Origin of the sequence: Microcoleus sp. PH2017_28_MFU_U_A, from assembly GCF_020738035.1 — a bacterium.
Classification (GTDB): Bacteria; Cyanobacteriota; Cyanobacteriia; order Cyanobacteriales; family Microcoleaceae; genus Microcoleus.
In genome coordinates this window covers 14858-35930 of record NZ_JAEQCX010000124.1, presented here as the reverse complement: position 1 = coordinate 35930, position 21073 = coordinate 14858, and the positions used below count along the sequence as shown (strand labels likewise).

General features: G+C 43.6%; 19 protein-coding genes. 5 read left to right on the top strand and 14 right to left on the bottom strand.

What is annotated here, in order from left to right; translation table 11 throughout:
- Positions 1-322 precede the first annotated feature (322 nt).
- Positions 323-1138, top strand: a complete 816-nt coding sequence (locus JGK14_RS28050; RefSeq protein ID WP_293232597.1) for an MlaE family lipid ABC transporter permease subunit — start codon at positions 323-325, stop codon at positions 1136-1138.
- A gap of 146 nt (positions 1139-1284) precedes the next feature.
- Here the strand turns inward: JGK14_RS28050 and JGK14_RS28045 are convergent, their stop codons facing one another.
- Positions 1285-2748 carry an SGNH/GDSL hydrolase family protein gene (locus tag JGK14_RS28045; RefSeq protein ID WP_325315740.1) on the bottom strand — a complete coding sequence of 488 codons (1464 nt, stop codon included), beginning with the start codon at positions 2746-2748 and terminating at the stop codon, positions 1285-1287.
- Between the two features lie 386 nt (positions 2749-3134).
- On the opposite strand from JGK14_RS28045, the gene JGK14_RS28040 reads away from it, so the two are divergent.
- Entirely contained in the window at positions 3135-3479 is a 345-nt protein-coding gene (locus JGK14_RS28040; RefSeq protein ID WP_293184551.1) for a Dethiobiotin synthetase, read from the top strand.
- A 46-nt stretch (positions 3480-3525) separates the two neighbouring features.
- Here the strand turns inward: JGK14_RS28040 and JGK14_RS28035 are convergent, their stop codons facing one another.
- Both JGK14_RS28035 and JGK14_RS28030 read right to left on the bottom strand, forming a co-directional pair.
- Entirely contained in the window at positions 3526-3723 is a 198-nt protein-coding gene (locus JGK14_RS28035) for a hypothetical protein (protein WP_293184548.1), read from the bottom strand.
- Positions 3724-4373: 650 nt separating this feature from the next.
- Positions 4374-5078, bottom strand: a complete 705-nt coding sequence (locus JGK14_RS28030; protein WP_293184574.1) for a glycoside hydrolase family 24 protein — start codon at positions 5076-5078, stop codon at positions 4374-4376.
- A 605-nt stretch (positions 5079-5683) separates the two neighbouring features.
- Here JGK14_RS28030 and JGK14_RS28025 point away from each other — a divergent pair.
- Positions 5684-5833, top strand: coding sequence for a hypothetical protein (locus tag JGK14_RS28025; RefSeq protein WP_293184545.1), 150 nt, complete (start codon positions 5684-5686; stop codon positions 5831-5833).
- Between the two features lie 172 nt (positions 5834-6005).
- Here the strand turns inward: JGK14_RS28025 and JGK14_RS28020 are convergent, their stop codons facing one another.
- Entirely contained in the window at positions 6006-6665 is a 660-nt protein-coding gene (locus JGK14_RS28020; RefSeq protein WP_293225535.1) for an NAD(P)H-binding protein, read from the bottom strand.
- 525 nt (positions 6666-7190) lie between these two features.
- Here JGK14_RS28020 and JGK14_RS28015 point away from each other — a divergent pair.
- Complete coding sequence (locus JGK14_RS28015) at positions 7191-7904, top strand: DUF1997 domain-containing protein (protein WP_293184572.1); 714 nt, start codon at positions 7191-7193, stop codon at positions 7902-7904.
- A 305-nt stretch (positions 7905-8209) separates the two neighbouring features.
- On the opposite strand, the gene JGK14_RS28010 is transcribed toward JGK14_RS28015, so the two are convergent.
- The 4 genes from JGK14_RS28010 to JGK14_RS27995 are packed head-to-tail and all read right to left on the bottom strand — an operon-like array spanning position 8210 to position 14027.
- A complete protein-coding gene (locus JGK14_RS28010; RefSeq protein ID WP_325315739.1) occupies positions 8210-11185 on the bottom strand; it encodes an O-antigen ligase family protein in 2976 nt (991 codons plus the stop codon).
- Positions 11185-12441, bottom strand: coding sequence for a hypothetical protein (locus tag JGK14_RS28005; protein WP_293232591.1), 1257 nt, complete (start codon positions 12439-12441; stop codon positions 11185-11187). Before JGK14_RS28005 ends, JGK14_RS28010 begins: the two co-directional genes overlap by 1 nt.
- Positions 12438-13715: a hypothetical protein gene (locus JGK14_RS28000; protein WP_293232589.1), complete on the bottom strand. Its 1278-nt coding sequence runs from the start codon at positions 13713-13715 to the stop codon at positions 12438-12440. The genes JGK14_RS28005 and JGK14_RS28000 overlap by 4 nt, the downstream gene beginning before the upstream one ends.
- Before the next feature lie 24 nt (positions 13716-13739).
- Positions 13740-14027 (bottom strand): hypothetical protein, encoded by a 288-nt coding sequence (locus tag JGK14_RS27995; RefSeq protein WP_293209131.1) that lies wholly within the window; start codon positions 14025-14027, stop codon positions 13740-13742.
- 507 nt (positions 14028-14534) lie between these two features.
- On the opposite strand from JGK14_RS27995, the gene JGK14_RS27990 reads away from it, so the two are divergent.
- Positions 14535-14900, top strand: a complete 366-nt coding sequence (locus tag JGK14_RS27990) for a hypothetical protein (RefSeq protein WP_325315738.1) — start codon at positions 14535-14537, stop codon at positions 14898-14900.
- Here JGK14_RS27990 and JGK14_RS27985 read toward each other — a convergent pair.
- The 6 genes from JGK14_RS27985 to JGK14_RS27960 form a co-directional block, all read right to left on the bottom strand.
- A complete protein-coding gene (locus JGK14_RS27985; RefSeq protein WP_325315737.1) occupies positions 14856-16844 on the bottom strand; it encodes a hypothetical protein in 1989 nt (662 codons plus the stop codon). The two genes, JGK14_RS27990 and JGK14_RS27985, sit on opposite strands and share 45 nt — an antisense overlap.
- Before the next feature lie 56 nt (positions 16845-16900).
- On the bottom strand, positions 16901-18199 hold the full coding sequence (locus JGK14_RS27980) for a hypothetical protein (protein WP_293220665.1): 1299 nt from the start codon (positions 18197-18199) through the stop codon (positions 16901-16903).
- A 38-nt stretch (positions 18200-18237) separates the two neighbouring features.
- On the bottom strand, positions 18238-18471 hold the full coding sequence (locus JGK14_RS27975; protein ID WP_293220668.1) for a hypothetical protein: 234 nt from the start codon (positions 18469-18471) through the stop codon (positions 18238-18240).
- A gap of 91 nt (positions 18472-18562) precedes the next feature.
- A complete protein-coding gene (locus JGK14_RS27970) occupies positions 18563-19828 on the bottom strand; it encodes a hypothetical protein (RefSeq protein ID WP_293220671.1) in 1266 nt (421 codons plus the stop codon).
- Positions 19829-19848: 20 nt separating this feature from the next.
- On the bottom strand, positions 19849-20013 hold the full coding sequence (locus JGK14_RS27965; protein WP_293208770.1) for a hypothetical protein: 165 nt from the start codon (positions 20011-20013) through the stop codon (positions 19849-19851).
- A 243-nt stretch (positions 20014-20256) separates the two neighbouring features.
- On the bottom strand, positions 20257-20751 hold the full coding sequence (locus JGK14_RS27960) for a hypothetical protein (protein WP_293184532.1): 495 nt from the start codon (positions 20749-20751) through the stop codon (positions 20257-20259).
- Between the last annotated feature and the right edge of the window lie 322 nt (positions 20752-21073).

Here is a 21073-nt window from a genome sequence, read left to right as displayed (position 1 = left end):
TTCTTTGGTACGTAGTTGCGCTTCAGCGCTCTTAGCTTATATTATAAAGAGCGCGCTTTGTGCAACTGCATACCTTTTGTATAAGTTACCAACCGCAGGGCTGGCAGACTTAAAAAATATATAGCCTTTCTCAAAAAGATGAGGTATAACAGACAGCTCATATAACTACTAAACTTAGGGGGCTAAAGCCCAACAACGTACCTCATTTTTGTGATAACCGCTATATGTTGACAAATTGTGCAATAATTGCTGTACAATTGGCGAAAATCTCAGTAGTGGCAGTGCTTCGCCGTATTTGCAATTAATCGCCAGCAGTCAGTCATTGGTTAAAAATTACCAAAAGCGCGATCGACATTTAGATGAAACCTTCAAGAACAGGTGGTTTCAGCGTTTTTTAGTGACGCTGTTCCTAGGTGGCCAAGTCTTGCTGCGCCTACTCCAAGGCAAAATTGACCGCCGCAAAATCATGGAACATTTAGTCACAGTAGGCTTGGATTCTTTGCGCTCCGTGCTGCTAATAGCCTTTTTTGCAGGCATGATTTTTACTGTTCAATCCGCGAGAGAATTGATTCGGTTTGGGGCGGTTGGGGCGGTGGGAGGTGCTTTTGCAGTGGCATTTTGCCGCGAATTAGCACCAGTTTTAACGGCGGGCGTGGTGGCGGGACAAGTAGGTTCTGCCTTTGCCGCAGAGATAGGAGAAATGCAGGTGACGGAACAAATAGACGCCCTGTATATGTTGAGAACAAATCCCGTTGATTATTTGGTAGTCCCGAGGGTGATAGCTTGCTGTGTCATGTTGCCGATTTTAACAATTTTTTCGGTGGCGGTGGGGATTTTGGGCGGGTTGTTTGTGGCGGTTAATTTTTATGAGTTGGAACCTTCGGTATTTTTGGAATCGGTGCGGACTTTTTTGGGGCCTTGGGATTTAGTAACTGTGGCAATTAAGAGTGTAATTTTTGGGTTGATAATTGCGCTTGTCGGTTGCGGTTGGGGGTTGACGACGGCGGGCGGAGGGAAAGGGGTAGGCCAAGCTGCAACGGCGGCGGTTGTGACTTCTTGGGTGTTTGTTTTTGTGGCGGATTTCTTTTTATCGCTGTTGATGTTTCACGAGTTGGGAATTACGAGAAGCGGGGGGTAATTGTTGTTAGAAAACTCGGCGGTTGAAACCGCGTCTATACAGAAAACTCGGCGGTTGAAACCGCGTCTATACAAACGAAACCTGCCTCCGCAGGTTGAAGAAATAACTACATAAATTAAGTTCGTAGTGAGGACTTTAGTCCTTCTTCATGGCGCCGGAATATAAGGAGGGCGATAAACTCGAATTGCTTGAATAGGAACTGTCCCGTCTGTTTCGGGGACGATTTCGAGGATGTGTTTGGAGTTGCTCAAATTCTGAGCCAATGTTGTAGGATATTCGCGACTTGAATCTGCAATTTGTGGCGGAATGTATGAATCAACAAACATCGGCTTAACTTGCCACGAAATCTCAAAGCCTTTCGGAGTAGGCTTTTTCGAGTATTCATAGGCATTTTGCAGCCACCAGTTTCTCGGTTCGATCGCGACGCGGCCCGATTTTGAAACAAACATTTTGTCGTTGGTACCGCTGCCGTCGTAACCTGTTTGAGAACCTACTACGTCAAATTTAAACTTGGTAGCATCGCTGTTAATCTCAGTGATTGTAGCTTTCCAATCTTCGACGATGAGCGGTTTTTGATTGGATACTTGGATGATTGCTGGCCAACCGACGCCGAGAGTAATGCTGGGTCTGGTGATGCTGTAAAGTTCGGGAAATTCTGAGGGTTTTTTGCCGTCGATCGCAATTTTAGCAGAAATTGCCTTGCCGTTGAAGCTTCGATCGGCGATCGCATCTATCCGATTCCCTTCAAACTCCAAAACTAACTTGCCATTCTGCCACTTAACATCAGTGCCCACTGTATAAGTTTTGACTAAATTCTGCTGCGCTGTTTGAGGAGAACTTGGGTTGTATCGCAGGTAGGGTTTAATGAGAGCAGCTAGCAGAAAATTCCCCCAAGCGTTGAGGTGAATGCTGTCGCTCAATAGCTGTTTTGGCTGCAAGCGATTGTCTGTCAGATACCTGCGCCAAGGTGCGCGGATTTCCGCGATTTCGCAGCCGTATTTATTTGCCAACTCAGGCAACCATTTGGTAGAATGAGTGTTGTGCCATTCGTAGCCTTTGACTTCATTTTCATTGTCGTTTTTACCTGTCGGAATCCAGGTTATGTGGTCTGAATGCAAGAGTATTTCGCTAGTAGTGCGGCGGCGGACATTGGCAATTATCGCTTCGTAATCTTCCTCACCTCCGTAGACGTGGAAAATCAGCAAGTCTGGATAAAAAGGATACAAATCATGTTCGCTGGGACGGATTAAAATAGACGAGGCAAAGCCTCCGATTGCGCGATTTTCCACAATCAAATCTGCATCGGGAAATCGCTTTTTTAATTCCTGCACTACATCTTGCCACCAATCTTGCTGAGTGATGGATTGACCGTAAAATAGGATGCGTACTTGGTGGCGTTCTGTGGGAGTGCTGGTTGCAAGTAACCCCATTGTTCGTTGAATTCCCGCTCCAAAACTAGCATTATTTGCAAGAGGAGCGGGCGGGGGAAATGGGGTGGCGACGGCTATTTTTTTGAGAGCCGGAACTAACAGGAAGCTCAAACACAACAAAAGTAGCCACAAGTATCTATAAATCTGGGAGTTTATGCTATTTTTCGGCCGTTTTGCCATTGTTTGATTTTTCCGTTATCTAAAACTTACCAGAAATAATTGGTTGAAAGCCTCTCACGAGTGAGGGAGAAATTAAAATCAGACTATTCATTACTCCAATCCTCTTCCTTCTAGCTAGAGGTCGCTCTCAAACTGTCAACTGTCAACTGTCAACTGTCAACTGTTGAACCCTAACTAGCAAGAGTAGCTGTAGGCTGTGCAATGCGAACCTTCCGAGAGCTTGTATGGTAGATGAGAATGCGGACTTCACGAGTAGCTTTCGGCTGTACAGTGCGCGCCTTACGAGTTGCTTGTTGATTCTTGATTCTGCTATATTAACAAATATACTGCGACAAAAGATGATATAATATTTGCTGATTAATTGCAAGAACTCGATCGCACGTCAAATGGATTACAAAACAGCCCGCAGTTTTCTGATCGACCAAGGAACCGCCCTGGAAACCAAGAAAAATCCCGACGCCTTCCTGATGCGCCTCAAAGAAGGCCAGCCACCCGTACCGGGACAGGTGACATCGATTTTATTAGCTTTAAAAATATTGTTTGAAGGGCTTCAAGAATCTCCAATGCTCGATCGCCAATTAATCTCGGCCCTCCATTTACTCTCCGCAGACAGTTTGCTGCAATTTGAAGCAGGACGGGCCAGAGGAGTTTCTTGGCCGCCGCTGCTGAAAGAAGACTTAAATAGAATTGCGATCGGAGTCAAGAATATCTTTTCCGGAGTCTGGCAATAATTAGCTAAGTCAACTCCCGACGTTCAACAAGAGAAATTGTCAAACTCTACTCGCGAAAGCTTTCTAGGGATGCTAAAAGAGCGGGAAGTCCCGCCAGGGAGGCCGATACTAAAGCCTCATCTTTATACACTCGCGATCGGACTCTGCGGATATTTTTAGCAGCCGAGGTTGTAGAGCCTCGCATCTCCCTATTGCTGGTTTCGACTAGCCCTAAATGTCTGGTTTCTCGGTTCAGGCAAAACATAGCTGTATCCTTATTTGATCCGTAGAGCCTCCAAATTTCTCGGGGCTTGCTCAATATTTATATTGTTACTCGGATTGGTAATAGGGATGAAACCATGAAATAATTATTCACGATAGTCAGGGATCGAGTTAAACTGTATCATAACTCTTATCAAACTCCATCGCAAATCTTATTAATTTGTTACAGAAAGTGTTTGTTTAAGCCGATCGCCCGCTGCGACACAGACACTAGCGGGTGTATCTCAGTTTTGCATTTGTAGTAGTGCGAGCTTAAGAGCTCGCGTATTGTACAATACGCGAGCTCTTAAGCTCGCACTGTAAAAAAAATGCTTTTTGCAAAAATGAGATGCTCCCGACACTAGCTACATGAGACAGTCATGCCTGTCACCGCATAAAATCTCCGGCAACAGGCCTTACTGCCCCGATAACTCCCCCCCACGATCGCCAACAAACTCTTCGTAGTGATGACTTTAGTCCTAATATGCGGACTTAAGTCCGCACTACGAACCTATTTGATATAACGGGTGCATCTCTGTTTTGCATTTGTAGTGCTGTCCCCGCTCGCGTGCTATATATAGCACGCGAGCTCTTAAGCTCGCACTGTAAAAAAAAATGCTTTTTCCAAAAATGAGATGCTCCCGATATAACTCCCTAAGAACCAGCATTTGCCAATTCTTCTCGCAGCACTTTCTGGTAGACTTTCGGCAAACTTGAACTCATAGAATTGTTCTCAATTCCATATCCCAAACTCGTCCAAGTTCCCGACAGCATCCGCAAAACATCAGTTAATCTTTCCTGTCGCAACATCTCAGGAATATCGGCTTTCCAAAATTTGCGATCGCTCAACCAAGCATAAACCACAGCATCTTGATATTCCGGTTCAAAACTGTAATCTTGCCACAATACAAAATTACCAGGCTTTGGATGATAGCGCTTCGCTTTATCTTTCCAAGTTGAAGTCAAAAATTGATACCTACCCGCCGCCGTAGTACATTTGCCAACATTCGGGCCGTTAACAATCTTCACGCACCAGTCAGGATGACGGCTCAAATCTAATACATATTTTCCGCCGTAAACAACGTGATAAGGCCGAGAAACATTGGACTCGCTAGCAGAAATAGTCCGCATCAAAGCTCGAATGTAAGGATCGCCCGTTTTCATAGCCAGCGGTGGCATTTTTCTCACCTCGCTCGCAGACTGCGAAAACTGCTGATTTCCCCGCAAATTTGCTACCAAAAAAACAGCGCAGCTAATTACAGCGCCGATGACAATTATAAATCCGAGAATTTGAAGTTCCGATCGCCTCAGCAAACTTTTTTGGCGGCGGCGCAGTTTCTCGGTTTCAAATGCAGTCATTTCCATTTCGGCGATTTCGGCTAATTTTCGATCCGCCCGCATCCGCCGCACGCGAAAATCGTGTTGGTATAGCGGCGCGGCTAATAGCGTTAAACTCGATAAAGCTCCTGCCAATTTTACCAGCCAGAAATCGAATTCACCTGCGATCGCCACATTTGTGAGAGTGGAGATTCCTGCGAGCATTTGCGCCGGATCGATCGATCGCACTGACCAATAATAAATCGCCATTTGCACCAACAGCGCCAGATTGAATGCAAAAAAAATCACTACTACAGCATTCAACCCTTCTCGCAAGTGCGATCGCACTCCAGTATGCCGCCGCTTGAACTTGCGCGCCACTCGAAAGCGGCCCGGCAGCATAGTCAGCAAGGGATTGAGGATTTTGACGGCTAAAAAGTGAGCGACAAAGAACAAAGGTAACTGAATCAGCCAAGCCGCCAGCAGCAGAGCCAGAAAGCCGATATCGTCGTTGGCGAAAGGAATGCCCCTGCGAAGGACAAAACTAAAACTCTGAGCGAGAGCAAATGCCCTTAACCACGAAATCGGATAGGGGAACCAAGCTGGCCACTTGAGAGTTTTCATCATGCGGGGAAGGGGAAATTTCAATGGCGGATTGTCAAGCTCTTAAGATTTTGCCAGATTTGGCGATCGAAAAATTGGCAATTCCTCTGCGGTTTGTACTGATGGGACTTGGGCGCGGGTGCGTCAGCCGATTTGAGATTCTTCGACTTCGCTGTACAAGTTTTAGATTTTAGATACTTCGACTTCGCTGTACAAGTTTTAGATTTACCCGTAAAAAAACCCGGTTTCTTGGTTCGCTACCAGGGACTAAAGAAACCGGGTTTTTTACCTAAATTGTTGGCTGTAAATGCGTATTTTCGTAAAAAAACCCGGTTTCTGGGAACCAGTGCACCAGTCCTAATTCAATCAAACCACGCCAGCAAACAACTCCTCAAAACTCTTTTGCGGGGCCTCCGGCTTCGCCACAATCTCCACAACCTTGTTGCGAGAAGCAGGCTGAAACAGCGCCTCCACACAGACTTGAGCTACCTTACTGCGGGGAATGCTGCTTTCAAACAGTGTATCTGCACTCCTCATGACGATCGCATCTGAATTATCCTCATTTTTGAGACCGCCCGGACGGACGATCGTATAAGTCAAGCCGGATTTTTGCAAATATTCCTCCGCCTGCTTCTTCCAAACCAGAATCAGCCAAAACAGATTCAGCGGGTGAAAAAACTGAGAAACGCACAGAGAAGTCACCAGCACAAAATGCTCAATTCCCTTAGCCTTAGCTGCCTCCACCAAATTTTTAGTACCCTCCAAATCCACCTTGTAAGGCGCAGTCGGGTCAAAACCCGGGGCCGCCCCCGTCGCGCACAGCAACACCGTACTATCGCCGATCGCATCGCCCAGAGAAGTGGCATTTAATACATCGCCGGTAACTAACTCTGCCTCCGGTGGTAAAATCTGCCTCGCTGTCTCTAGATTTCGGACGAGGGCACGCACTGGAATGCCACGCTTGACTAATTCTGCGACGATTCGGCGGCCAGTCTGACCTGTCGCTCCTGCTACAAATGCTTTCATAAGTCGAGTTATGCTGTTCTAGGGTAAGTTTTGTTACTATCTATTTCTCAATTGTAGGGAGGAAACTCCCCGACCACATCCCCAACCCGACTGATTGGCGTGTATTACAGGAGAGCATGTCAGGAACCTCAGCCCCAACGGCATGAGGCTTGAAAGAGAAATCGGACAAGCCATTCTGACCAGCCTAAGTCTTAACTGACTACGTTTTTTGAGTCATGACACCCTGAGATGCTTTCGCTAGTCTCTTGCTCTGTCGCTGGTGGTTAAACAGTTTTAAGGTCACTGAAACAGTGCTGCTAGCCCAACAAGCTCAGAAAACTTTGACCGACAAGCTAACATTACCCCGAAAGGGAGGCTCAATTGAGCAAAATACTATGCGTACAGGATTGGAAGATTTGAAGCGGTAATTGTCCCGTTGAAAGTGCAATACAAAAGCACCCCGAATTAACCAATCCCAAGGCGGTAGTAAATTCAAAAATGCAAAGCCGTCCTAGAAGGACGGGGTTTCTACCCATAATTTTGATGATGAAGCAGAATTCCGCTGAATATCAAACTGTTGAAGCTTCTGACGAAAATTGCTACGCAGATGCGAGTTTCAGACAGCCCGAAAGTGCAGGTGCGGATGCAGGCGAGGAAGTTGAGCCGATTTGGTTTCACACCCACTTTGAAGACAGCATGGAGATGTACGCCGATGCTGCAACGGTGGCCGAGCATTTCAACAATCACAAGACTTGGTTTTGTCAGTGCGCTGCGCCAATGAAGGCCCAGCCGATCGGCGAAAACGGCTACGATCTATTAATCGGTCGTTTTGGGGCCTTCGGCTACCGAGTTGAAGCAAGAATTGGTTTAGAGTTGCTGCCGCCTGACGCTGAAGGCTGCTATTTGATTCAGACTATCCCGGTTCCGAATTATACCTCGCCCGGATATGAAGTGGATTTTCGATCGGCAATGAAGCTAGTCGAGATACCGTCTGACGAGTTTGCAGCCGATTGGCCTGCGTCGCAACGCGCCCAGCTACCGCCTGCGATTACCAGCGCCACCTGGAAGCTGGATTTAGCTGTAGGGGTTTGCTTTCCCAAGTTTATTCGATCGATGTCTCAACCTCTCATTGAAAAAACCGGCGATGCGCTTTTGGAAAAAATCATCAAACAAGTCAACCGCCGCTTGACATATAAAACTCAGCTTGTTTTCCATGAAAATTTAGGAATTCCCTTTCCCAAAAACCCGAAGAAACACTAACAAAAAAACGCTCGCGGTTGAAACCATAGCGGATCGAATGAAAGATGAGGTACGTTGTTGGGCTTTAGCCCTCTTTCTTAGTTGAACTGCTTATAAGCTGTCATACCTCATCTTTTTAATACCAATTTTTAACGAAATAACAGTATTCTTGTCCCCCCCCTGATTCATGGGGGGGCTAGGGGGGTGTTCGAGTGTTGCACAATTTTAGATAATTGGTATAAGAAACATTATATTATGCTTTTCACTCGCCGTCCTGCCGAGTACCCTTCAGGAAAGCTAACGCCTGCGTTTTTGTAAACCTAGTTTCAACCGCCGCCTGCGTTTCTGCGCCGCCAGCAAGGGAAGCTGACAAAGCCCTTATTTTTACTCACAGTAACGTGACAAGAAGATTTAATCGAACCAACATTAAAACCGCTGTTATTTCTAATCGCATTTCCCCTTCCTCCCTGACTCGCGACTGCCAGCAAACTGCCCTTAACCGTATTATTTTCTACAATTGCATTCTGCATCCCATTAATTTTTTGCTCAGTATCCGCATTCACATAAATCAAAGGCCAATCACCCTTAACATTAGACAATAACTTATTCCCAAAAATCCTCACATCTCGAATCCGAGGCACTTGAGAAATACCGATGTAAGAATTGCCAGTATTACCGACAATCTCCGCTTGCCGAACCGAAGTTCCGCCGCAGCAAGCATGAATCACAATTCCCCCTCCGTCATTGCTGAGAAACTCGGAATCTTTCAGTTGATGTCGGTACACTTGAAAGTCATTATCTTGTATTAAAACATTCCAGCCGGCCCATTCGATCGCCCTACTGTTAAAACTCGTATTTTTCCCAGCGACTCCCGCGCCTGTATCGTCCGTCCACCAGCGCTTGCGGGCATCATCTCGAATCGCATTATTTTTAACAACCAAGCCATTTCCCGACGCTCGGATTCCCGCCCTCATGGTATGATAAACCCAATTATCGCGAATCGCAATACCTTTGCGAAACAGACCCGGCTCAGCACTTGGTTCCGCCGCCAGCACAAAGTTTTCTTCAGATTTGCCAGCCTTGGAACGGTTGACTAAAATACCGAAATGGTTGCTGTAGTCGAATCTAACATCATATTGGGCGATCGCGCCTGTCTCGCCAGATTTTACTTGATATTCAGGTTGCTGGTAATTATCTGTTATACTATCGTTAAGTCGATTGTTGGCAATTAAGACATTAGCCAAAGCATTAACTTTGATATTAGCGACATAGGGATTGGCATATCGCTGCCACGCTGCTTGAAAATTCAGGTCTGGGACTGAGGAACTGGGTTCGGCAACGTTATTGCTGCGGAGGCCGTAAACCACAATATTTCGATTTTTACTGTAGTCGAGGTTGCTGAGCAAGTAAATTGGCGATCGGTTAATATCTAGATTAACCACACCAATATTGCTATCAGTATTAGGATTTTCAGTAAAGATTCTTTTAAAAGCCGTGCTGTTCGGACTTCCCATCCCTGAAAGTTGCGGTTCGTATTTAGGAAACACAAATTTTGTCTGAGGATTGTACAAAGTTTGTTTAGCATCTGTCATTGCGGGAGTTTCCCCTCGGATGACTACTCCCGACTTCAAATAGATACTGTCTGGAAACTCATAAGTCCCCGCTGGAAAATAGACAACTCCGCCACCGTTAGCAGCAGCAATATCTCGGGCAAAATTAAACCTGTCAATCAGAGTGCCGCCTTGGAAGTCTTGGATATTGTATGCACAAGTCCATTTAATTTCCGATGTCCAAGGATAAGATTGTTTTCCGTATCGAGAATCTATCGGATTATCCGTTGGCCCGCCGCTGGAACTTCCGCAGCCTAACAGTTGTCCGGGAAATAGCGATGATTTTGCTTTGACAATAAAGTTGTTGATATTATTGAAATTAGTTACATAAAAACTTCCGATTAACGAGACAATAAATATACCCAAAAATATATAAAACTGAACTTGAAGTGAAATTAATCTTCTTTTCTCGTTATCTTGAGAACAAGGATATCTAACAGCGGCGAAACTGAGAGTCCACCAGGCAATATGTGCGTATTGAGCGCAATCAAACCAGGTAACAGCAAAAACCAGATAAGCAATAGCAACTGCTGCAATCCCGCCAATAGAGGATTGCAGCGCTAAAGATAAATAATATCCCCAAAGTGCAATGCCACCAATCAGCCCCAAAATCCCAACTGATACAGTTGTATCGAGAATCCAATTGTGAGCTTTATAAGTAGGAATTTCTCTGGTGCTAATTTCACCTTTTATGTTAATATAGTCGTAGGTAAACTCGTTCAAGTTGACGACTCTCGGAGTTACTTGAGGATTTCTGATATATGGATAAGCAATCCCTAAGCCGTCGAATCCCCATCCAAATAACGGGCGTTTTTTGATTCCTCTGGCTGCAAGTTCCCACATGGGCGATCGGCTGGACACGACTTGTTCGATGCTCGGTTTTTGCCAGTTGAGGGGTCTGTTAAGCGTCATGATGCCCGCAGCGAGGGTGCCCATCAGGGCTATACCGGTGAGAATTTTGTAGTATTGGCGTCCCAACAAATAAGCACAGGCAACAATCAAAGCTACAATTGCACTGCGGGTAGATGTGAACAGCAGTGCAGGAACAGCTAAAATCAAAGTAATTGCAGTTAATTTAGTATTCGTAAATCTCCAAAACCAACCGAAAATCGCAGTAATTGCCGTTAACGCTAAAACTATAGCTGCGTGGCCGCGGTGGGAGTACAATCCTATGGGCTGCTGTCCTTGAAAAATGCTGCTGGCTAAGACATCGCCTCTGATTTGTTTCCCCATTGTAGCGGTGTAGTCAATCCGCCAGTCAATGATTTGGGGGAAGATACTAAGAGAAAGAATGATGCCACCAATTAGCAATCCTTGGAATTGGGAATTGATCAGTTGCGGGCGCGCGATTAAGAGCAAGCTGTTGCTGAGAGTGAAGGCGGCAATTAACAGCCAGTATAGCCAGCCATCTCCCATTTGATCTTGACCGAGAAAAGAGGTTAAGGGAAAAGGACTGTGCAGAGTGGAGATAGCTCCTATTGAGAGAAATATTGTCCAAAGTATTAGAGAAATCTTCCATTGTCTGGAAATGGTTAGGACTTTTCTTTGTTCCCACAAAAGAGCGAGATTGACTCCTACTATTAGCCAGATAATTAATACCTTGGGGGAAGTCCAGATGATGCCCCGGCTGCTTCCCCAAGGGTTGATGAGAATGATGCTGAGGGCAAACAGGATGGTGTAGAGGCTTTTCATTACTCTTTGTTTTTCCTATTTTTTAGTCTGGTAATGACAGGCAATATGGCTAGGGCAAATAGTGTTCCTAATGCGGTAGTAGGTTCGGGAACGGCTTCTACGGGGAGGGCATCGTCGTCGGTGTTTTTAGATGAAACATTTTGAGTTTTTGCAGTGAGAGTATCGTCAACATACGATAGTTGTGGGTCTTGAAGTAACTTGCTGCTGATTCCTGCCAGGTATATATCTTTCATGGTTAGCTTATGACCATTTTTGAGTGCAAAGTTCGCTGTGGAATTGTTATTTAAACCTTGATTATAAACATTTGCACTGACAGCCTGAGTAGAGTTTCCCGGCTCGCATCCACCACCACCGCTACTGGGGACACAAGGAGTGAATTTACTTGTCCAGCCCCATGACATCCCATGATAAATCTTATATTTATCCAGAGAATTAGCTGTACCTTCAAATGAAACCAAGTATAATTCAAAATTCCAGTCATGATCGTAAACGAAACTTGGTTTTGGCTCTTGTGTGGCGTTATACGGGACATCATAGAAGGTATATGAAGGCCATCCTGTTGCAGGGTTAAGCTCATTTGAATAGGATCCCGGATACCAAGGAAGTTTAGCAATTTCTGGATCGAGAGAGTCACGAGAAGGAATATCAATTAGGTCGAAATATGCAGCGGTTAAGTTATCACTAAATTTGAGTAACTGACCGCCAGTATCAGCTTTTATTCTTTGAATCCAGTGAACAGAATCGTACGCTAGTGGCTGTTGAGGGTATCCCTCATAATCTACAAAAATAGAAGCCCCTATTCCACCAGATTTAGCAGAAAAACTTGGGTCAACTTGATTTAGCTCAGCTCCGCACGAAGTTCCAGGAGTACAAGGGTAGTAAGTCTTAACATTAAAACCGCCTTCTAAATTACTACCCGGTTCAAATTGTGCAAAAGCTCCATAAGACTGTCTGAGTACATTCAAAAAATCGTCAGTTCCGCCTAACTTTATTTCTGTAATATCTTTAGTTGTAACAGTAACAGTTCCATTGATATTGAGAGCTGGAACAGCCATCGGTAAAGATGCTGATTGACTTGTTGTTTGCCCTGTAAGATAAAAAGCAAAACTTGACTTGCATGTCCGCTCTATCAGTAGAATTGTCACTAAAATCGCGAGAGAGTATTTTTGAGTTTTCATGTTGGTAATTTTTCCTTTGATAAGCTCTATTTTGCATGAAAAAGATGCTGAATGTAATGATGAGCCAAGTTTTTTCAAGGCTCTACTAATTTGATTTCTACCCAAGGAGTGGAGAAATGAACTGTTAAAGCTTTTCTTTTGGATCTGATAAATTGTCTTTTCAATCTGTCAGAATATACGATCTCGGAATGGGTATTATTGTACGTAAATCGAATCCGATAAATACCAGGTTTGAATGATACGAATGACTGAGGATCGCTACCATTGTACTTCGATATAAATAACGTGAGCTTAGTCAAATTCCACCAGCTAAAATTTCCAGACCAAAATAATGAGAAGCTTTCTCCTGGTGGAATCCATGGAAAATTCACTTGTGTAGGAAACATATAGTTCCATCTAACGAATCCTCCAGAAGTTACTTTTTTACCATTCGAGTCAATGATTTCTAGCAGAAGATTATTCTTGCTGCTGAATGTGATGGGTTCTGAAGTTTGGTTGGTAATGCGAAGACCAAGACGTATAGGTGTAGATGTGTCTGTCCGATTTTCTGGTATGTTGAATACCCGAGTTGGTAATACAGCTTCAAAGCCGATACCATTGACCTCAACTGCATTATTTTCTGTCGATCTAACTTCGGGCAATTCAGCAATCTTGCCCGTACTTGTATTTTCCGAATCCACGAACATAATTTTTCGCCATGGACTAGATAATCGACCTGTTAAAACTCCTTCCATGTGCTTAGATTCGAGGATTTTCATGTCTTCAGATGTGGTCTCTTCATCAGTATTGCTATATTTCAAGCGAATCTGAAAAGTACCCGGTTTCGGTGAAAAAACAAAAAATATTTTCGACCTATCATCTGTGACTTTTATTCCTAACACCTTCTTATTAGCAATCTTATAACTGTGCAAGAAACCTTGCCAGATTAATGTAAGATTTTGTTTGGGTGGAATTAAAGGAAAGTCGGCTTCAGTAAATGTTAGAGGTCGGAATTTAAGTATTTCAGGGAAAATAAATTCGTTATTTAACCCCAGGACTTCAGGCATTAGGCTATCCCTGCGAATTCGCACCGGTGCAGATGTGTTATTGGTGATGCAAATACCAAATTCTATGGGTGTGGGATCGCTTTCGGCGTCTTTGGGTATTCTTAACAACCGATCGGGTATTACTGTTTCAAAGGTGACGCCATTTGTTGCCACTGCATTGCGATCGGCTAAGCGAACAGATACTAATTCAGTATTTTTGCCTGCGATCGTATTTCTTGCAGCCAAGAATTCGGGAGAAGGATGAGCTACTGCTACTTCTCTAGACAGAACTAAAGCTATCAAAAATAGGAAAAAATACTTCATCATTTCGCCCCCTGAATTACCGGACAATCAGCGGAAAAACCAGAACCACACCGCCACACCAATTACCATCAGCCAAAACAACTTCCCACCACGGCCACTCGAATCCCCAGGATGTTCAACCAAAGTATACCTGTAATATCCCAACACAGGCTCACAATCATTCTTCTTCGGTGCAGTTCTCGGCCAAGTACGGGTAGATGACGGCCAACAATCCTCTGGGATACTCCGTAGTCTACCTGGTAGATAGCCGTAAGTTAAATTCAGCTTTAAACGAGGAGGTAAGTGTTCTTGAAGAGCCAGTTCTTTCTGTGTCACCTGCACAAACTCTGACTTCAGTTGCGTGGTCCGATGAGGCCCTACTGTTCGATCGCAATTGATACAAAACTGATTGCAAGTAAGCTTTTGAGGCTGAGGACAGTGAAATTTATCGCAGTAATGTTTTTCGCCGTGATGTGTTTGCGAGTAGTTCATAACTATGCCTTTCATTTCCTGATTAATGAGTTGACAGACAGACAACAACCTCAATCCTGATTTGACTATTCTTGGCTTGGACGGTCTTTGAGTCTTTTAATTAATTGACCGCGATGCCACAACCTTAAGCGGTAATTAAATAGATTGGCAATGCTTATAAAAAAAAACTATCGTAAAGCTTAAATTCGATAATTAAAACTCATATTAGTTAGTAATTTAGGCTTAATTTAAGTTAATAAAACATTGCAACCGACACAACAAAGTTCATATTTATTCACAATAGTAAAGGATTTAAAAGCTATTTTTGCTGAATATATGAGGTAATTGTAGCATTGATTACATTTTTACGTGATGCCAGCCGAAAGGTCGCACGTTTGGACAATTTACTCAAAAGCTCGATCGCACTTCTTGCACAATGGAACTCAAAAGGTCGATCGCACTTCTTGCACAATGGACACAATGGAACTCAAAAGGTCGATCGCACTTCTTGCACAATGGAACTCAAAAGGTCGATCGCACTTCTTGCACAATGGAACTCAAAAGGTCGATCGCACGTTTGGACAATTGACTCAAAAGGTCGATCGCACGTTTAGACAATTTACTCAAAAGTTAGACAATTTAGTCAAAAGGTCGATCGAAAACAGACAGACAACAACCTCAATAAATACTCTACTACTTCTGAGTTTTCCTGTTTTTGAGCTTGAGGAATATACCTAATCCGGTGAGTGCTAATAGCGTTCCTAATTCAGTCGTAGGTTCGGGAACGGCTTCAGCGGGTAGGGCATCATCGTCAGGGTTTTTAGTTTTGGAGGCTAGGGAGTTGTTATCCTCTGAGGCTAGTTCTGGGTCTTCCAATAAGTCGCCGCTGATGCCAGCTAAATCAAGTTCATTTTCGTTACTGTCGGTTGATGATAATTCTGGGTCTTCGAGCAAGTTGCCACTGATGCTAGCTAAATTGACTTGGTTTTCGTTGTTGTCTGTTGATGATGATTCTGGGTCTTCAAGTAAATCACTGCTGATGCTAGCTAAATTGACTTGGTTTTCGTTGCTGTCCGTTGATGATAGTTCTGAGTCTTCAAGTAAATCACGACTAACGCCAGCTAGGTTTGCATTGTTCAAACTATTGTCCGTTGATGATAATTCTGGGTCTTCAAGTAACTCACTGCTGATATTTGCTAGGTCTGTGGCATCGCTATCAACACCAAAAGTTGCGTAGGTGCGGGCAGCGCGAATTGGCGAACTGGGCCGCTGAAAGGGTGAGGGTGATGTAGTAGTAGTTGTTGTTGTTGTTGATGTTGAGACAACGACAGTTGATGATGTTGACCCTAGTGGAGATGTTACCCAAGGTGTAGGAGTTGGCCAGGGTGAGGGAGTCCAAGGTGAGGGAGTTGGCAAAGGTGTCGAGGTTAGTCGAGGTGATGGTGTTGGTGTTGTTGCCCATGGTGCAGGCGTAGGCCAAGGTGATGGAGTCCAAGCTGAGGGTGTTGGCGTTGGTGATGAAGTCCAAGCTGAGGGTGTAGGAGTTCGTGATGGAGTCCAAGCTGAGGGTACTGGTGCAGGCCCGGGTGTTGGTGCAGGTGATACTAATATTATTGTTGATGGTGTTGGTGACGGGCTTGGTGCAGGTGCTGGACGCGGGGTTGGCAAAGGTGACGGGGTTGGTCGTGGTGTTGGTGATGGTGTTGGTTTTGGCGTTGGCGATACTGCCACGCAACCGATACCACCGCCACCGCTGCTGCTATTGGCGACAATGGTGCTGCCACTTTTTGTCAACATATTTGGTGGACAAAGTTCAAGTGGAGTTTCGGGTGTTTGAGTGGGCTTTGGAATGAAAGCTGGAACGCGAACTGGTTGACCTTTAGGAAAATACTGGTATGTCCAACCCCATCTGACCCCATTATAAATCGTGACTTCTCTTGGCTTGGATGGATTGGCTTCAGCTAGGTAAAGTTCCCCAATCCAGTAAAAATTGCGATTTAAATATCTACGTCTATACGGGTTATCCACAAATAAACCATCTGGTCGTAAGTTTCTACCTGAAATACCATAGTAGGGATGTGGGGAATTTATTCCTCTCTCATTACGAAGGATGTTATCGATATAGCTTTTGCTTTGACCAAACACTCCTAATCCTTGACGCGGATGGTTAGTGATAACTCGCTGGATCCAGTAAAGGTTTTTATTTTGATTAGGGTGGGGATCGGATGCCAGTGGATTGTAAGTTAAAGCCATTGGAGATCCCACTCCATATTTTTGTTTAAGGTCATCTGGGAAAATAGCCTCCCGAGGGCAAGTATCTTCAGTACCACAGGCGTAACGAATCTTGATATTAAAACTTCCTTGTAAATCGCGCCCACGTTTAAAACTCCACGGATTTTTTGAGAGGTTGGTGTAAATTTTTAAGTCATTTAATAGTCCTTTTGTCCCTCCCCGTTCTATTTCGGTAACAAATCTTGTAGACTTTGTAAGATTAAGAGTATCGTCGGGATCGAGGACTCTTAAAAGTGTAAGACCTGTGCCACCATCTTTCAACTTAGACAGGGCAAAACTATCCATCTGGCTAGCGCTTTGCGTGAGAGTAAAGGCATTACTTGATTGACAAAAAAGCGTACCTATCAAGGTGGTTGATGATAATACAAATACAAATTTTATGAATTGCATTGTTTTTACCTCTTTTGCTAACTTTCTCAAAATCAATAGTCACAGCGATTCACCATTCAAGGCGGAGTTAAGTGGAATTCAACAAAGGGAGTGTCTACCCGTCCAGTCCAAACTTTTTTCATTATTTCTATTAGCCAATCTTCCAGTGGATCCCCTATAAAATCTGTCTTATGTGTGGAATCCATCGTACTTTCATACCGGAACCGAAGCTGATATATACCTGGTTTGAGTGAGTCAAAAGAGCACCAGCCACCATATTCGTTAGAGAAACCAAGCGAAAATTGGTCGAGCTTCCTCCAGTAGAGACTGGTACTTGGAAAGAATGTTGCGCTTTTTCCAGGTGTGACTAACAAAAAATCAGATTTTTCAAGTTGCCATCTCGTCCAGTCGTTATTATAGCCTCCCCGAAGTACCTGACCATCTGGCGTTACCAAATCAGGGGTAAAAGTGCCATAAAAGCTGAAGTAAAATGGAGTTAACGTGTTATTGGTAATCCGCATCCCAATCTGTGAATAATTTTCTGGCTTGGGACTCTTGTTTCTATTTATCACGGTCAAAAACGGCTTCGGTATGAAAGTTTCAAAACGAATTCCATCTACTTCCACTACGTTTTTATGATCTTCAACAGGTGTCAGCAAGCGAAAATTAGCGAAGGGAGTTGTCAACTCACCTGTCCCAGTTACTTCTATTATCGTTTCTTCTATTATCGTTTCTTGTCCAGTCTGAAGAAAAGCAAAAGTGAGCGGATTGAAGTATGATATCGTCCCAGTAGGGTTTTCATAAATGAATCGAATCTGATATTCCCCAGGCCCCACAGTATCAAAAGACCAAGATTTATCGAGGTCTATAGGCAGTTCATCGTAGGTAGCACGATGTAATATCAGTTGCAGTACATTATTTTGCCAAGACAGTCTTCCTTCCAGAGATGTGACTGTTTGCTCTCCAACCCCAATTAACTTCCCACTATATTCACTGCTGCTAACTTGCGTGTTTATCGGTTCTTTTCGATGCAGTGCTTGACCATCTGGGCCGATGATTTCTGGGATTAAGGCATCATACAATATGAAAGGAATCGGGGTTTGTGTAGGATTGGTAATGCTGACAGTGAAGCTCAAGGGAGCAGTAGCACCGGGCTTGTTTTCGGGGATAGCTAGTGCAATAATTTGTGGCTCTTTAATTCCCAGTTGGAGGCCAGATTGTTTAATATTATTGCTGTTATTCGATTCTTGAGATGTCATATTTTGAACCCTTCCAAGTCTTGAGTGTTTATTGCCAACTGCTTCTATACTGGCATAAGTTATTACCACGATCGCAGAAATTACTAAAGCCAATAAAAATCGGAAAAAATACTTCATCGCTCGCCCTCTGAATTAGCGCACAATCAGCGGAAAAACTAGAACCACACCGTCGCAGCAATTACCATCAGCCAAAACAACTTCCCCAATCCCATATCTATCTCCGTTCTGCTTTCTCGATTCTTATCTATTTTGTAAATAGATTCAGGCTGATAAAACCTTGTAGCACCGGGATTTGGGGGAATAATATTAAAAGCAATACTTGCTTTGCCCGTCAATCCAACTATCAAGAATGATGTTAACAAAACTTGGGGATATTGTCGAAATAACATGGGTTTTGACTCCTAGAGGTATGAGGTTTAAAAGAAATATCAGCTTTTAAGGATAATTAGATGAAATAGGCTCTTTCACTTTAAGCTCAATTCAAGAACGCACTAAGCGAAAGTCTACAAAGGGAGTTGATATTTGACCGCTCCAGATATCTAAAGTCGTGTATGTTTCTACAGACTCGTATATTTTAACCATTGTTTGATCGCTCCTATATGTAAACCTAACTTGGTATGTTTCTAGAGTTAGAGGTTCAAAAACCCATATGCCACCATTTCCGGTAGGAGTCTTAAGTCCAAACTGCTCTTCCCAAAGCCCAAAAATTTCTGCTTCGGGAAAAAAGGTAATATCCTCTCCGGGCATAACGGAAAGAACATCAGAATTAGAGGGCCCGCTAAGGCTAATCCACTCACCTCCGAATGGAATTAGTCCATCTACTCCCATAATTTCTAGAAATAAGGTGAAATAAAAGCTAAATCTAAGGGGAGTAGATGTATTATTGGTAATCCGAATACCAATCTGCACGGGGATTATAAAGGAGGAGTAGTAAATTGATATAGGTGATAAAAATTTCATTAGGTACAGAAGTTTATGTATTAAATTGTTTTTGGGTATGCTTAAAACTCGCTCTGGTACTAAAATTTCAAAGCGAACACCATCCATTTCCACAGCATTGCTGTCTGCTTCTACTGGTTGAACCAAGCGAAGATTTACAAAAGGACTAATCAATAGTTCTGACTCGCTCTCTTCTACATTTGTTATTTCGAGAGGAGCTATCTCAGGTATTACTCTGTTTGCACAGTTGTGTTGATAGATAAACCTAATTTGATAATTTCCGGGCAATAGTGGCTCAAACAACCAGAAATTGTGAAGTTTTATCGACCCGAAAAATTCGTTGAACTTAGTAGAAATTTTCAGTGCAAGTAAGTTATTTTCCCAGGCAAGACTTGCGTCGATCGTGATAGTTTTGGATTCTCTAGGCTCAACTAACATATAATTAATTTCTCTGGTTTCGTAGCACTCCTGCGATAAGTTTAAGTTCGATATAAATTCAGTCAATCTGCCCGCCCATCCTGTTCTATATCTGTTCGGTTGAACTTCAGATTCTGGCTTTTCGTTAACTAATTGCCGCTGTAAGGCTTGACCCTCGGATGTTACAATTTCTGGAATCAAGGTTCCAGAGAGGTTGAAGTGGAAAGACATTGAAGTGTTATTGGTAATATGAATATATAATTCTATAGGAGGCGTGATGCCCGCTCTGTTTTCAGGGATGGTGAGCGCCGTAGGGTCAGGCAGCATAATTTCCATATTAATGCCACTTACTTCAATTGCGTTGTTGTCACTGAATTGTTCTGATGTCATGTTGGTTAACCTTTTGATTTTTAGAGATGAAGGATATCAATACTGATGAATTGCAACGGATTGAGAGAAGTAGCACCGGGCTTGTTTTCGGGGATAGCTAGTGCAATAATTTGTGGCTCTCTGATTTCCAGTAGGAGACCAGATTGTTTGATTTTATTGCTGTTATTCGCTCCTTGAGATGTCATATAGCATTTCTCAAAAAGATGAGGTATAACTGACAGCCCACACAACCCTTAAACTAATAGGGCCCAAGCCCAACAACGTACCTCATCTTTCTGAGAACTGCTATATTTTGAACCATTCCAAGTTTTGAGTGTTCATTGCCAACTGCTTTTATACTGGCATAGGTTATTACCACGATCGCAGAAATTACTAAAGCCAATAAAAACCGCAAAAGATACTTCATCGCTCTCTGGATTATCAAATAATCAGCGAAAAAACCAGAACCACACCGCCGCACCAATTACCATCAGCCAAAACAATTTACCGCCACTTCCTGAATCTGACGACCCAGTTAGCAAAACATACCTGTAATACCCCAGAACTTGCCCAGATTCGTTCTCAAGAGGCACAGAATTATCTCGACCATCCCAATAATTTCGGGGAGGATATTGCTGTTGATAATCCGAAATACTTTGCCAAGGAACTCGGGATGTTGGGCAATAATTGTGAGGAATATTCTGCTTGGTATTCGGTGGATAACTGTAGCATAGCTGCTGTCGGAAATGCAGTGATAAGCGCTCTCTTTGAGCCAGTTCCTTTTTAGTAATCGGCACAAACTCCGACTTCAAGTCGAAAACAGGGCGCGGGCCAACTTGGCTACAGCAATTACCACAAAACTGATTGTGAGTAAGGTTTGATGGTGTAGAGCAATTAGATTTGTCGCAGTAATGTTTTTCACTACCCTGTTGTTGTCGGTACATAATTCCTCCTGATTAGTGCAGGCGCGAGTGAATATTGCTAACAATATTCCTTCCCCTGCCTTCCTTCAAATACGGGACTTTCTGCAAACCAACTACAACCACAACACCCGATCGATTGCCACAAACCCAATGAATCTTTAAACAACAGTGGCTTTCGATCTTAACAATCAACCAAACAATGTCTCTGATACAAATGAACGAAGAGATTGATATCAATAGTCACAAACTTAAGCGATGAATGAGAAGCTTGTCAACAGTTATTAGAATTATATTACAATAACTATGTTGTGATAAAAAAAAACTTATAGCGGTTCTCAGAAAG